Below are 14,800 nucleotides of genomic sequence, written 5' to 3'. Positions count from 1 at the left end.
GTGCCCAAAAAAGGACGAGACACTCGCATGAACGTTACAGTTGATTGACTTATACGCTCCTGTTCAGCCATAGACAGCAAAGACGCCTGATATTTGAACTGAATAGCCCACCCCGCGGCCTGAGTCTTTTTATAGCCCTCAAACTTCTCAGCAAACGTTTGGCCGATATTGTTATCAAGCTCAGAAAAGCGAGACTTCATCTGCGTCCAAGGCAACTCCTTTTCATCACGTGACTTCCACCTGTCTGGCTCAAAAGGTTTGGTCATATAGACATCAAGTGGCGATACGATATAACGGCTATCCATGACACTGCATAAGGTTGTCTTGGTCGGATCAACATCCGGGTACACCCGTTTGAACTCAGACAGCGCCTCCGACTCCCGCGTCGGTGGCGGCTTCAACAACTCAGTGCGTGCCCATTCCAGTTCCCTTTTCTGCTTCTTTAACACGCGCTGTGATTGCTCAACCTCCTCGGGCGTATATTGACCGTCGGGGCTGTATTTTATCACCTTGTTAGCGCCCCCCCACGCCCTAAGCGGATTGATCGACATGCTTGCTAACGCGTCCTCATCCTCAAGGATATTAAGTTGCACATCGGCATAGTCCACTATTTGACGAAACGTCATGTTTCCCGATGCGCCGCCGCGATCTTCCTGCTCTACCAGTGCAACCGCTATTGAAAATTCCGCCCACGTATAAGACCCAAAAACAAGTTCGGGAGGAATATTTTTTACTTTGAGTTCAGGGGCGACGGCGGACAGTAATTGCTGCGCAGCAAGAGGGGCCACATCCGCGCCCAGCTTAGTTTCAAGATAAGTCGTAAAACGTTTAACAATCTCAGAAGCGCTAGCCCCCATATTGTCGCGTTGATAGAGGTTATAACCCGCCACGTTGAAGCATGACTTATCCGGGTTAGGATCAAGGTCCTGCAAGAGCGCCGCAGTCAATGCCTCAATCGCACCGGTCGGCGACTCTGCTGAGCTGATTCTTTTTTGTATGTCCAGGCCCAACGTCTGTGCATCGGGCGTCCGAATGAGCTGGTCCAATGCCAATGAGGGATTGTCCAGAATCATCTTCTGGGCAGGCGCCCCAGGCCTGTTCATCAGGCTACGTATAAAACTGCCGGCTCCTGCGTGAGAATCAGGAGCCGGGCTTGCATGTTTCAACTTCCACGGATCCACTACCGCCTTCATCTTGCGCAACGCGGTTTTATTCAGCAGTCCCGCAATATGCCTGACGCCCCCACCGTCGGCCCCAGGCATCCGATGGGCAAGGTCAAAGGAGAGTGCGTTCGCCAAGCCAAGCGCCTGCGCACGGTTGCCAGGTAGCTTATGCCCCTTATTTTCGAGCATCTGAGCAACACTTATCTCCCGGCGCTGCTCCTTGATAAATAAACTTGAACGTCGGTCAATCGGGACCATAACGTTATTCAGATCTATTTTCCCTTCAGCATCGTCGACCTGGGCGTTCAGGGCCGCGATAAGTGCATGACGATTAGCGTCATCACCCAGCGCCTCGCCCTGCTCCACTAACGCCTCGACAGATCGCTGGGACGCATGACCCACAGGTGCGAACTCAAACGCTGACCCGGCCTTCAATTTCTCTCGATGCGCGGCGGCTTGCGAAGGGGAGAGATCGATAGGTTCTGCGTAAAATCGACCCACCGTGTACAGCGGCACCTTACCGCCCGGCCAAGGATAACTGAACGCCTGCCCAGGCTTTGGAGCGATCACCCTGGCAATCGACAACAGCACCCTGGAGATGTCCGACCAACCCGAATTGTCTTCTAAGGAAAAAGTGTGGATCTTGCCATTTACAATTCCCGTCAATTCCCCGGCGAACGGATCCACTTTGAGGCTTTTGCTATCAAGGCCCTGTTCTTTCGCCCACGATAAAAACCCCCGGCTTTTAAAGGCGTCGTCCAATTGGGTCCGCCAACGACCGAGTGTGGACTGCGCAGGCACTTGAACATCCATTGGCCCCATTGAGGTGTGAAAGGAGCGCGTCGCTAATGCTAACGCGTAGGGCCTCGCCAACTGAGCGTCAGCCACCGCCCGGGTTTCGGGGGTGTCAGGCACCTGAGCATCCGTGTTGCGTTCATCATGTGCTTTATCGGTGCTAACCCTGGCGCCAGCCGCAGGAGGCTCATCGGCCCCTGTACTGGATAAGATGGGTGATACTTTTACTGCTTCAATATTTGTCATTTCCACACCCGAACCCGAATAAAAACAAGTAACTATTCAGAGACTGAGTGGCTCACAACTGTACAAATCACACAAAAAACATCAGGCAAGGTTTATCCAAACGTTTCAACCCACTTCTCTCATCGGTGACTAAAAGCGGGCACTATGAGGGCTGCAGTAACAACGTGCAGATCACGCGTGTGAACAACGTTCAATTCCGTGCCGACGTAACTTCCTGTAAAGCGTATTCCGGCTCACGCCTAAACTTTCTGCCGTGCGGGACATGTGCCAATGTTGCTGTTTGAGTGCATTGAGTAACGCTACACGCTCTGCATCGTCCAGAACGCCCCCCTGCTGGGGCTCTAAAGCCCTCACGGGGCGCGGTTGGCGAATGATGGGCGGCAGGTCTTCAACGCTGATTTTCCCGTCCTCGCACAACGCCGCCAAAGTACGCAACACGTTGCGCAATTGCCGAATGTTTCCCGGCCAGGCGTAGTCCAGCAAAGCGCGCCGCGCTGGCTCATCAAGCACCACCGCTTGCCCTGCGGCTTCCTCCGCCAGCAAAAACGCCAGTAACTGCGCTTTGTCGCTGCGGTCGCGCAAGGGCGGCACGGCAATCTCAAGGCCGTTGAGGCGATAGTAAAGGTCTTCGCGGAAGCTACCGTCGGCAACACGCGCTAACAGGTCGCGGTGGGTCGCGCTGATGATTCTGACGTCCACCGCCTGCGGCGCGCCCCCGATGGGCACCACCACGCGGTCTTCCAGCACCCTTAAAAGACGGGTTTGCAACGCGAAAGGCATGTCGCCTATCTCATCTAGAAACAGGGTGCCGCCATCGGCCTGCTGTAATTTACCGCGCATGCCTTCTTTCAGCGCGCCGGTAAAGCTGCCGCCGCGATAACCGAACAACTCGCTTTCAATCAGGTTTTCCGGGATGGCGGCGCAATTAAGCGCAACGAAAGCCTTGTCGGCGCGCTGGCTGGCTTGATGCACCGCCTTGGCGAAGGCTTCTTTACCACAGCCGGTTTCGCCGTTGATCAACAGGGGCACGTCGCGCTCGAATACCCTGAGGGCCTTGCGAAAATCACTCTGTAACACCGGGTCGCCGAGGCAGATGCCCGGCAGGCGCGGTGCCTCGGGCTTGGCCATCGGCGCCGGCGGTGTACTCCGTGCCTGACCACGCAACGCAGCGAACAAATGCCGGCCATCGCGCGTACGCAACGGCCAACTGGCGGTGGCATTGGCACTGGCGCGGCCGAGCAACTGGTCCAGCGAGCATTCGAAAAACGCTTCCACCGGCTGCCCCAGCAAACCGCCCCGCGCCTGGCCCAGCAGGTTCAGGGCGCTCTGGTTGACCGCACAGATACGTCCGTCACCGTCGAAGGCCAGCAGCCCTTCGCTGAACAACCCCACAGATTCCGCCTGCAAGTGAAAGCGCAGCAGCCAGTGCTTTTCAAAATGGCGCAGGAAGTAACAACTTTCGATCATCTTGGCCGACAAGTTCACCAACGCCATGGTGTGGAACTGGCTTTGGCGCGACACCGCCTCACGTGCAGAAGACACATCCAGCACGGCCAGCAGTTCTCCATGGGGATCGAACACCGGGCTCGCTGAGCAGGTCAGACCGGTGTGGCGGCCGCGAAAATGCTCATCGCGGTGAATGGTCAGCGACTGGCGCTCCACCAGGCAGGTGCCGATGCCATTGGTGCCCTCGCACGCCTCGCTCCAGTCGGCCCCCAGCCATAGCCCCGCACGCTCGAACACCTTGCGCTCGGCCGGCGCGGTAACGCAGTTGAGGATCACCCCACGCGCATCGGTGAGCAGCACCGCATGGCCGGCGCCGGAAAGTTGTTGATGCAGGCTGTTCATCTCACTGCCGGCAATGCGCAGCACTTGCTGCAAGCGCTCGCGACTTTCCAGCAGGCGCCCGTGTTCCAGCACGGTGGGCGCCATGGTCAGCGCGGGGTCGAGGTGATAGTCCTCCAGGCACCGCAACCAGGACCGGGCGATGGACGGGTCGCTGCCGGGGCCGTGGGCGAGGTCTTGCCCGCGGGTGACGGTGAGGACCTGTTGAGCATGGCGACTGAAATGATCGTTGTGCATGTTCTTATTATTCTCCCTGCGTGAGAGCAGCCAGCATCCCCCAGCCATCCGGCCATTGCAATCCCGCGCCGACCCACCGGTCACAGGGTGTATCGCTTATGGCACAAACTGTCACACCGTCTGTGCCAGCCTTGTCACCGTAACGCCTCGCAACAAAGCTCAAACCCTTGATTTAACAGGTGTGTAAAGCGATGGCCCAACCTTTGCTCTACGCTTTATCACGCGCAACACCGCTGTACTCCAATAAACATAAAAGCAGGAGATACCCACCATGCGTTACGCACATCCCGGCACCGAAGGCTCGATCGTTTCCTTCAAGGCCAAGTACGGCAACTTCATCGGCGGCGAGTTCGTTGCACCGGTGGACGGCAACTATTTCACTAACACCTCGCCGGTCAACGGCAAGCCCATCGCCGAATTCCCGCGCTCCACTGCCAAAGACATCGACAAGGCACTGGATGCCGCCCACGCCGCCGCTGACGCCTGGGGCAAGACCTCGGCCCAGGACCGCTCGCTGGTGCTGCTGAAAATCGCCGACCGCATCGAACAGAACCTCGAACTGCTGGCCATCACCGAGACCTGGGACAACGGCAAGGCCGTGCGTGAAACCCTCAACGCCGACATCCCGTTGGCCGCCGACCACTTCCGCTACTTCGCCGGTTGCATCCGCGCCCAGGAAGGCACCAGCGCCGAGATCAACGAACTTACCGCGTCCTACCACTTCCACGAGCCGCTGGGTGTGGTCGGCCAGATCATCCCGTGGAACTTCCCGCTGCTGATGGCCGCGTGGAAACTCGCACCGGCCCTGGCCGCCGGTAACTGCGTGGTGCTCAAACCTGCCGAGCAGACCCCACTGGGCATCAACGTGCTGATGGAGTTGATCGGCGACCTGCTGCCGCCGGGCGTGCTGAACGTGGTGCACGGCTTCGGTAAAGAAGCGGGCGAAGCCCTGGCCACCAGCAAGCGCATCGCCAAGATCGCCTTCACCGGCTCCACGCCGGTGGGCTCGCACATCATGCACGCGGCGGCCGAGAACATTATTCCGTCCACCGTCGAGCTGGGCGGCAAGTCGCCGAACATCTTCTTTGCCGACATCATGAAAGCCGAACCTTCGTTTATCGAAAAAGCCGCCGAAGGCCTGGTGCTGGCGTTCTTTAACCAAGGCGAAGTGTGCACCTGCCCATCCCGTGCGCTGGTTGAAGAGTCGATCTACGACGACTTCATGAAAGTGGTGATGAAGAAGGTCGAGCAGATCAAACGCGGCGACCCGCTGGACACCGACACCATGGTCGGCGCCCAGGCGTCCGAGCAGCAGTTCGACAAGATCCTGTCCTACCTGGAAATCGCCAAGGGCGAAGGCGCGCAACTGCTCACCGGCGGCAAGGTCGAGCAACTGACCGGCGACATGGCCGGTGGTTATTACATCCAGCCGACCCTGCTCAAGGGCACCAATGAGATGCGCGTGTTCCAGGAAGAAATCTTCGGCCCGGTGGTGAGCATCACCACCTTCAAGGACGAAGCCGAAGCCCTGGCGATTGCCAACGACACCGAGTTCGGCCTCGGCGCCGGCGTGTGGACCCGCGACATCAACCGCGCCTACCGCATGGGCCGCGCGATCAAGGCGGGCCGCGTGTGGACCAACTGCTACCACCTGTACCCGGCGCATGCCGCGTTTGGTGGCTACAAGAAGTCCGGTGTGGGCCGTGAGACCCACAAGATGATGTTGGATCACTACCAGCAGACCAAGAACCTGCTGGTGAGCTACGACATTAATCCGTTGGGCTTTTTCTAACCCTCCCCGATCGTTCCCACGCTCTGCGTGGGAATGCCGCCTGGGACGCTCCGCGTCCCGATGTCTGCACAAGGCTCAAGCCGGGTGCAAGGTGACGCAGAGCGTCACGGGATGCATTCCCACGCAGAGCGTGGGAACGATCTCGCTTGCTACACACAATAATAACAACGGACGGTACTTCCCCATGCCTAGCGAACCCACTGGCTCTTCCGTCGACTTCGAAAAAGTCGGCACCGACTATTTCCAACAACGCGAACTGAAAAAAGGCGCTGCCGGTTGGGTGCTGCTGGTCGGCCTTGGCGTTGCCTACGTGATCTCCGGCGACTACGCCGGTTGGAACTTCGGCCTGGCCCAGGGCGGCTGGGGCGGTATGTTCCTCGCCACCTTGCTGATGGCCACCATGTACCTGTGCATGTGTTTCTCCCTGGCCGAACTGTCTTCCATGATTCCTACCGCCGGCGGTGGCTACGGCTTTGCCCGCAGCGCGTTCGGCCCTTGGGGCGGGTTCCTCACGGGCACCGCCATCCTGATCGAATATGCCATCGCGCCCGCCGCCATCGCGGTGTTTATCGGCGCCTATTGCGAGTCGTTGTTCGGCATCGGCGGCTGGATGATTTACCTGGCGTTCTACATCATCTTTATCGGCATCCACATCTTTGGCGTGGGTGAAGCCTTGAAGCTGATGTTTGTGATCACCGCCGTCGCTGCGATTGCCTTGGGGGTGTTCCTGGTGTCGATGGTGCCGCACTTCAACGTCGCCAACTTGCTCGACATGCCGGTGACCGAGGCCAAGGGCGCCAGCACCTTCCTGCCGTTTGGCTATGTTGGCGTGTGGGCGGCGATTCCCTACGCGATCTGGTTTTTCCTCGCAGTTGAAGGCGTGCCCCTGGCCGCCGAAGAAACCAAGAACCCCAAACGCGACCTGCCCCGCGGATTGATCGGCGCCATTGTGGTGCTGACCAGTTTTGCCCTGTTGATTCTGGTGATTGCGCCCGGCGGCGCCGGCACCTACGCGCTGATCAAATCAGGTAACCCGCTGGTTGAAGCGCTGGCCTTGTCTTACGGCGGCTCGACCTGGATGGGCAGCTTCGTCAATCTGGTTGGCCTGGCCGGGCTGATCGCGAGCTTTTTCTCGATTATCTACGCCTATTCGCGGCAGATCTTTGCTTTGTCCCGTGCCGGCTACCTGCCGCGCAAGCTGTCGCAGACCAACAAAAGCAAAGCGCCGGTGCTGGCGTTGGTAATCCCCGGCATCATCGGTTTCGGCCTGTCGCTGACGGGCCAGGGTGATTTGCTGATTCTGGTGGCGGTGTTCGGCGCGACCATTTCCTACGTGCTGATGATGGCCGCGCACATCACGTTGCGCGTCCGCCGCCCCAAAATGGACCGCCCGTACCGCACGCCGGGTGGCATTTTCACTTCCGGCATCGCCCTGATACTGGCCTGCGTGGCCGTGGTAGCGGGCTTTCTGGTGGACCCACGGGTGGTGATTGGCGCTGCGATCATCTATGGAGTATTAATTGCTTACTTTGCTTTCTACAGCCGGCATCACTTGGTAGCAGGCACGCCCGAAGAGGAATTCGCGGCGATCCAGGCCGCAGAGGCCGCCTTGCACTAACTGCCGTAAACCTCGATGCGGGCGCCTTACTCACGGGCAGCCCGCGTCGCCAAGGAGACACTGTATGGCAAGCTTTACCCACGCGGTAGGTACTCAGACCTACCGCTTCGACAGCCTCAAGGACGTGATGGCCAAGGCCAGCCCGGCGCGTTCCGGCGACTTCCTGGCCGGTGTGGCGGCGCAAAACGACGGCGAGCGCGTTGCGGCGCAAATGGCGCTGGCGAATATCCCGTTGAAACACTTCCTCGAAGAAGTGCTGATCCCCTACGAAAGCGACGAAGTCACCCGGCTAATCATCGACACCCACGATAAGCAGGCGTTTAGCGCCGTCAGCCACCTCACCGTCGGCGGCCTGCGCGACTGGCTGCTCAGTGATGCGGCCGACGAACATACCCTGCGTGCCCTGGCGCCCGGGCTGATCCCGGAGATGGCCGCCGCCGTTTCCAAGATCATGCGAGTGCAGGACTTGGTGCTGGTGGCGCAGAAGATCCGCGTGGTCACCCAGTTTCGCGGCACCATGGGCCTGCGCGGGCGCCTGTCGACCCGCCTGCAACCCAACCACCCGACGGATGAACCGGCAGGCATCGCCGCCAGCATTCTCGACGGCCTGCTCTACGGCAACGGCGACGCGATGATCGGCATCAACCCGGCCACCGACAGCATCGCCTCGATCTGCGCCATGCTGGAGATGCTTGACGCGATCATCCAGCGCTACGAAATCCCCACCCAAGCCTGCGTGCTGACCCACGTGACCACCTCCATCGAGGCCATCAACCGTGGCGTGCCGCTGGACCTGGTGTTTCAGTCAATTGCCGGCACCGAGGCGGCCAACGCCAGTTTCGGCATCAGCCTGAGCGTGCTGCAAGAAGGCTACGAAGCGGGTTTGAGCCTGAATCGCGGCACGTTGGGCCAGAACCTGATGTATTTCGAAACCGGCCAGGGCAGCGCCTTGTCGGCCAACGCGCACTTTGGCGTCGACCAGCAAACCTGTGAAACCCGCGCCTACGCCGTGGCGCGGCATTTCAAGCCGTTTTTGGTCAACACGGTTGTAGGCTTTATCGGCCCGGAGTACCTGTACAACGGCAAGCAGATCATCCGCGCCGGCCTCGAAGACCACTTCTGCGGCAAGCTGCTCGGCGTGCCGATGGGTTGTGATATCTGCTACACCAACCACGCCGAGGCCGACCAGGATGATATGGACACGCTGCTGACCCTGCTGGGCGTGGCCGGGATCAACTTCATCATGGGCATCCCCGGCTCCGACGACATCATGCTCAACTACCAGACCACCTCGTTCCATGACGCCCTGTACGCTCGGCAAACATTGGGTTTAAAGCCGGCGCCGGAGTTTGAGCAGTGGCTGGCGAAAATGGGCATCTTCACCCAAGCCGACGGCAAGGTGCATTTCGGCAACAGCCTGCCACCGGCGTTTCGCCACGCCTTGAAGCAATTAGGATGAAGGAGCCGCCTGTGCAACTCGACCTGCCTGACAACCCGTGGCTGGAACTGCGCCGCCTCACGCCTGCGCGCATTGCCCTGGGCCGCACCGGCACCAGCATCCCCACCAACGCGCAGCTGGATTTTCAGTTCGCCCACGCCCAGGCGCGCGATGCGGTACACCTGCCCTTCGACCATGCGGGCCTGAGCAGCCAAATGGCCGAGCGCGGGCGTGACAGCCTGTTGCTGCACAGCGCTGCGGTGGACCGGCACATGTACCTGCAACGCCCGGATTTGGGCCGACGCCTGAGTGATGAGTCAGCCCAGAGCCTGCGCGACTATGCCGCCGCCAACCCAGGCGGCGTGGATTTGGCCGTGGTGGTGGCCGATGGCCTGTCGGCGCTGGCGGTGCATAAACATACGCTGCCGTTTCTTACACGCATGGAGGAACAGACCCAGGCTGAAGGCTGGTCTTTATCGCCAGTGATTCTGGTGGAACAGGGCCGCGTGGCAGTGGCCGATGAAGTCGGCCAATTGCTCGGGGCCAAGATGGTGGTGATTCTGATCGGCGAACGGCCGGGCCTCAGCTCGCCGGACAGCCTGGGGCTGTATTTCACCTACAACCCCAAGGTCGGACTCACCGATGCCTACCGCAACTGCATCTCCAACGTACGACTGGAGGGCCTGAGTTACGGCATGGCCGCCCATCGCCTGCTTTATTTGATGAAAGAGGCATGTCGTCGGCAGCTGTCGGGGGTCAACCTCAAGGACGAGGCGCAGGTTCAGACCATTGAATCGGATGATCCTGACCTGATGAAAGGCAATTTCCTGCTCAGCCCACCCAATGACTGATAGCTGCACGATTGCGCTTTTTTGCGTCATTAGGCAGCATCGAGTCACGGCCGCTTGTGTGGTCATACACCCATTTGGAAGTTGAGGCCTGGCATGCGGATTACTCAAGCGACCCTGGAACACCTGGACCTGCTGACCCCGTTGTTCGTCAAGTACCGTGAGTTTTATGGCGCGCTGCCCTTCCCGGATTCGTCGCGGGCCTTTCTGGAAAAGCGCCTGCGCCGCAAGGAGTCGGTGATCTACCTGGCCCTGGCGGATGATGACGACAAAAGGTTGCTGGGATTCTGCCAGCTGTACCCGAGCTTTTCGTCGCTGTCGCTTAAACGCGTGTGGATCCTCAACGACATCTACGTCGCCGAAGATGCCCGCCGGCAGTTGGTGGCCGACAACCTGATGCGCACCGCGAAGAAGATGGCCAAGGAGACCCAGGCCGTGCGGCTGCGGGTGTCGACCAGCAGTGACAATGAAGTGGCGCAGAAGACCTATGAGTCGATCGGCTTTCGGGAAGATACGGAGTTCAAGAACTACGTGCTGCCGATCAGTGAGGACTGAGAAAACACCAGCGCTCCACTGTGGGAGCTGGCTTGCCTGCGAAAGCGAAGTATCAGCGGATGCATCATTTGCTGGCCCACCGCTATCGCAGGCAAGCCAGCTCCCACATTTACATCTGAGCAACATTTAGGTCGGTGTGGGGCCTTGCTACCAGCGACACTCCCCGCTACAAAACCAACACGCTTTTCACCTCTTAATCCGTATAATGCGGACCTCTCAGAGTTGTAAGAATCGCGACATAACCTTGTAGCCTAACTTACCCGTAGCTTCCGCACAGGCCCGCTGAGTCGGGCCATTCACACAGGTGCCATCCATGGATTTCAACCCGCTCGACCTTATTCTGCATCTCGACGTGTACCTCGACATGCTGGTAAGAAACTACGGAGTGTGGATCTACGCCATTCTGTTCCTGGTTATCTTTTGCGAAACCGGTTTGGTGGTCATGCCCTTCCTGCCCGGTGACTCCTTGCTGTTTATCGCCGGCGCCGTCGCCGCAGGCGGCGGCATGGACCCGGTCCTGCTGGGCGGCCTGCTAATGCTGGCAGCCATCCTCGGCGACAGTACCAACTACGTGATCGGACGAACGGCCGGGGAACGCTTGTTCAGCAACCCGAATTCGAAAATCTTCCGCCGCGACTACCTGCAAAAAACCCACGACTTCTACGACAAACACGGCGGCAAAACCGTGACCCTGGCGCGCTTCCTGCCGATCCTGCGTACCTTTGCACCGTTCGTGGCCGGTATCGCCAAAATGCCTTACCCGCGCTTCTTTGGGTTCAGCGTGTTCGGCACCATCCTGTGGGTTGGCGGCCTGGTCACCCTGGGTTACTTCTTCGGCAACGTGCCGTTTATCAAAAAGAACCTCTCGCTGCTGGTGGTGTTCATCATCCTGCTGTCGCTGGTGCCAATGATCATCGGCGTGGTCCGCAGCCGTTTTGGCCGCAGTTCCGAAGCCAAGCCGCAGTAACCCGCGATGTGGTCCCTCAGCGCCTGGCGTCGCCGGCGCCTGCTGGCCAAGCACCCGATTGCCGATGACACCTGGCAGCGGGTGCGCCACCACCTGACCTTCCTCGACGGCATCAGCGCCGAGCAGGACCAGTGGCTGCGCGAAGCCTGCGTGGTGTTCCTGAATGGAAAGCACCTCACCGCCCTGCCCGGCGTCGAGTTGCATCAGGAACAGCGCCTGCTGCTCGCCGCCCAGGCACAATTGCCGTTGATGAACCTGGGCGACCTCGACTGGTATCAGGGTTTTCACGAAATCGTGCTGTACCCCGACGACTTCCTCAGCCCCCAGCGCCATCGCGATGCCAGCGGCGTCGAGCACGAGTGGGACGGTGAGCACAGCGGCGAAGCCTGGCAGCAAGGCCCGGTGATCCTCGCCTGGCCCGGCGTACTGGCCAGCGGCCAGTGGGAAGGCTACAACCTGGTGATCCACGAGCTGGCGCACAAGCTGGACATGCTCAACGGCGACGCCAACGGCCTGCCGCCGCTGCACCACGACATGCGCGTGCAGGAATGGGCCAGCGTGATGCAAAGCGCCTTTGACGACCTCAACCGCCAGCTGGATGCCAACCCGGACGCCGAGACCGACATCGACCCCTACGCCGCCGAAAACCCGGCGGAGTTCTTTGCCGTCACCAGTGAGTATTTCTTCAGTGCCCCGGATTTACTGGTCGGCACTTACCCCCAGGTGTACGCGCAACTGAGCCGCTTCTATCGCCAGGACCCGCTGGCCCGCCTGCACCAACTGCAAACCGGCGATGCCCGCTACCAGACTGAACCGCTGGCGCCACACGACGTCTGACGCATGGCATCGGCGTCAGAATATGCCTATAATCGCCGCCACTTTTAGGCCAATCCGGCCATGTTTCATGGCCAACTACGGGGGCACCGCCCAATGAGCTACAGCAAGATTCCGGCTGGCAAAGACCTGCCGAACGACATCTACGTCGCCATCGAAATTCCGGCCAACCACGCGCCGATCAAATACGAAATCGACAAAGACAGCGACTGCCTGTTCGTTGACCGTTTCATGGCCACCCCGATGTTCTACCCGGCCAACTACGGTTTTATCCCTAACACCCTGGCTGACGACGGTGATCCCCTCGACGTGCTGGTAGTAACCCCTTACCCGGTTACCCCAGGCTCGGTGATTCGCGCGCGCCCAGTCGGCATCCTGAACATGACCGACGACGGCGGTGGCGATGCCAAAGTTATCGCGGTGCCACACGACAAGCTGTCCCAGCTGTACGTGGACGTGAAGGAATACACTGACCTGCCGCCACTGCTGCTGGAACAGATCAAGCACTTCTTCGAGAACTACAAAGACCTCGAAAAAGGCAAATGGGTGAAGATCGACGGTTGGGGCAACGCAGACGCCGCCCGCGCCGAGATCATGAAGTCGGTCGCTGCCTACAAAGGCTGATACCCGCTCCTCATTGCCCCGGCAATCAAAAAAGCCCCGACGATTCGGGGCTTTTTTTGTGGGAAAAATTAAACGCCAAGTTCAATGTTTAATTCGGAACGTTTAATAAGATTAGATAACTGACATATCAGACTACAACTAAGCAAATCCCTACACGCGAAACTCAACGCATAGTTTATTTGATGTATTTTTCCGGCCAGTAAACTCTGCGTTTATGAATACATCAGGTGATCGACTAAAAGCGTTACTGCGGGAAGTTCATCTTTCCGCCTCCGACTTCGCCAAGAACCGTGGTGTCACGCCTCAACACGTGAACAACTGGTTCAAGCGCGGCGTGCCCATGGGCCGACTTAACGAGATCGCAGAACTGCTCTGCGTCTCCAGCCGTTGGCTGCGCACCGGCGAAGGCCTCAAACACCCACCGGCCAACTTCCTGCTGGAAGGCCCGGACCCAAGCAAGGGCATCGCCACCCGCGAAGACAGCGGCAAGTACCTCACGGGCCCCGCCCGTCTCCCAGAAAAAATCGACGTGGAGATCGCCCTCCACCCCACATTCACCTCAAGCGAACGCATCCGCGTCTCCCTGCACACCCTCGAAACCCTCAACGTACACCCCGACCGCGCGGTAGGCGCCTACATGGTCGACAACAGCATGACCGACATCATCCAACAAGGCGCCACCCTCGCCATCGACCGCGGCCGCAGCCAAATCACCGACGGCGAAATCTACGCCGTCGAACACGACGGCATGCTCCGCATCAAATACCTCTACAACCGCCCCGGCGGCGGCCTGCGCATGCGCAGCCACAACGCCGGCGAACACCCGGACGAATACCTCACCCACGAACAACGCTTTGAACAGAACTTCGGGATCGTCGGCTGGGTGTTCTGGTGGTCCACCCTGAACAACCGCAGACCGGTCCCACTGGACGAACACCTGCTGGGCTGGGAAGGCTCTAAATCGGACCCGGAGGTAGGCATATGAGGTGAATATGGGTATCATGCCGCCCACATTTGGCAGAGGGTGGCTTTGCGCTATCCACCCTGCTCGGCGATGCGGAGGAGTTCCCGCTGATGCCCCTACTATTCAGCCCGACTCGATGTGGGCTGAGCGATTTGAAGGCTGGTGAGGTTTGTCAAAAACAAGCTGAGGCAGTCCCCGAGAAGCCGGCCACAAGCCGGCTTTTTAATGCCCGTGAGAAATTACAAACCAATTGTCCAAACAGCTGTTGGACAATTGGATAAGCAAAGGTGGGTCACCTCGGCTGCAAACACTCCACAGCCCGATCCGCCACCATCTTCGCCATCTCAACCAAATGCATCACCGCCCGATGCGGCGCCCCCAGTGGTTCACCAAGCGCCTGCGACGTAGCCACCGCGCACTGCAGCAACTCGGCCACGCGCACCCAGGCATCTTCAAAGCTGAGCTCTTCATTAACAGTAAATGGCTTAGTCGCAGCCGATGACGGCAAATCCGAAACAACGTTATCCATAGAAAACCTCTAGCAGTAAGTGGTTACCACCGTCCTTTCGCGACTAAACGAGCAGAGGTGGCGGCTGTACGCAGGTTAGTCGACCGGCCGCTAGGCACCGGCGCACCCGAAGGTGCCCTGCGCACAGCCACCATAAAGTGCAGGTGAGGAAACACCTGGCTTTGGGATGGCGCGTGCGCCTAGCGAAGTCCGGGCGACTAAACCCGATCACTGAAAAAACAGTGACGGAACGCAGCCTAGTCGCGGAGTTTAGCTGGCGCAAGCGCCTGGAATTCTCTAGGAAACGTCCTTCAAATGAAAGGGATCCGCCCTGCTGGCCCTTGGAAATCACCCCTAATTCTCGAC

12 protein-coding genes are annotated in these 14,800 nt (G+C 59.3%); 9 read left to right on the top strand and 3 right to left on the bottom strand.

The features are described 5' to 3' along the window. On the bottom strand, window positions 1-2,204 hold a 2,204-nt coding region (locus GIW28_RS29395; RefSeq protein WP_236490467.1), incomplete at its 3' end, for a hypothetical protein. Between the two features lie 171 nt (window positions 2,205-2,375). Then, window positions 2,376-4,286, bottom strand: a complete 1,911-nt coding sequence (locus tag GIW28_RS29390; RefSeq protein WP_169987403.1) for a sigma-54-dependent Fis family transcriptional regulator — start codon at window positions 4,284-4,286, stop codon at window positions 2,376-2,378. A 271-nt stretch (window positions 4,287-4,557) separates the two neighbouring features. Between GIW28_RS29390 and exaC the strand changes: the two genes are divergently transcribed. The 9 genes from exaC to GIW28_RS29345 all read left to right on the top strand — a co-directional run bounded on the left by exaC (window position 4,558) and on the right by GIW28_RS29345 (window position 13,947). Continuing rightward, the gene (exaC, locus tag GIW28_RS29385) at window positions 4,558-6,078 is read left to right on the top strand and encodes an acetaldehyde dehydrogenase ExaC (protein ID WP_058420203.1); all 1,521 of its coding nucleotides are present in this window, start codon (window positions 4,558-4,560) and stop codon (window positions 6,076-6,078) included. A gap of 184 nt (window positions 6,079-6,262) precedes the next feature. Then, window positions 6,263-7,696, top strand: coding sequence for an ethanolamine permease (gene eat / locus GIW28_RS29380; RefSeq protein WP_236447864.1), 1,434 nt, complete (start codon window positions 6,263-6,265; stop codon window positions 7,694-7,696). A 64-nt stretch (window positions 7,697-7,760) separates the two neighbouring features. Further along, a complete protein-coding gene (locus GIW28_RS29375; RefSeq protein WP_236447865.1) occupies window positions 7,761-9,155 on the top strand; it encodes an ethanolamine ammonia-lyase subunit EutB in 1,395 nt (464 codons plus the stop codon). After that, entirely contained in the window at window positions 9,152-9,985 is an 834-nt protein-coding gene (gene eutC, locus GIW28_RS29370) for an ethanolamine ammonia-lyase subunit EutC (protein WP_017136028.1), read from the top strand. The genes GIW28_RS29375 and eutC overlap by 4 nt, the downstream gene beginning before the upstream one ends. A gap of 93 nt (window positions 9,986-10,078) precedes the next feature. Next, the gene (locus GIW28_RS29365) at window positions 10,079-10,537 is read left to right on the top strand and encodes a GNAT family N-acetyltransferase (RefSeq protein ID WP_017136027.1); all 459 of its coding nucleotides are present in this window, start codon (window positions 10,079-10,081) and stop codon (window positions 10,535-10,537) included. A 313-nt stretch (window positions 10,538-10,850) separates the two neighbouring features. Beyond that, on the top strand, window positions 10,851-11,504 hold the full coding sequence (locus GIW28_RS29360; protein ID WP_017136026.1) for a DedA family protein: 654 nt from the start codon (window positions 10,851-10,853) through the stop codon (window positions 11,502-11,504). Between the two features lie 6 nt (window positions 11,505-11,510). Further along, window positions 11,511-12,341, top strand: a complete 831-nt coding sequence (locus GIW28_RS29355; protein ID WP_170038060.1) for a zinc-dependent peptidase — start codon at window positions 11,511-11,513, stop codon at window positions 12,339-12,341. A gap of 93 nt (window positions 12,342-12,434) precedes the next feature. After that, a complete protein-coding gene (ppa, locus tag GIW28_RS29350) occupies window positions 12,435-12,962 on the top strand; it encodes an inorganic diphosphatase (RefSeq protein WP_003176323.1) in 528 nt (175 codons plus the stop codon). A 214-nt stretch (window positions 12,963-13,176) separates the two neighbouring features. Next, the gene (locus GIW28_RS29345) at window positions 13,177-13,947 is read left to right on the top strand and encodes a LexA family transcriptional regulator (RefSeq protein ID WP_099547575.1); all 771 of its coding nucleotides are present in this window, start codon (window positions 13,177-13,179) and stop codon (window positions 13,945-13,947) included. 271 nt (window positions 13,948-14,218) lie between these two features. Here GIW28_RS29345 and GIW28_RS29340 read toward each other — a convergent pair whose 3' ends face one another. Next, window positions 14,219-14,455 carry a DUF6124 family protein gene (locus GIW28_RS29340; RefSeq protein WP_236447866.1) on the bottom strand — a complete coding sequence of 79 codons (237 nt, stop codon included), beginning with the start codon at window positions 14,453-14,455 and terminating at the stop codon, window positions 14,219-14,221. Window positions 14,456-14,800: the final 345 nt, after the last annotated feature.

This window comes from Pseudomonas sp. PA-5-4B (genome assembly GCF_021606215.1).
In the GTDB taxonomy this organism is placed as follows: Bacteria; Pseudomonadota; Gammaproteobacteria; order Pseudomonadales; family Pseudomonadaceae; genus Aquipseudomonas; species Aquipseudomonas edaphica.
The sequence above is the reverse complement of the archived record's forward strand: the minus strand, read 5'-3'. Positions and strand labels throughout refer to the sequence as shown.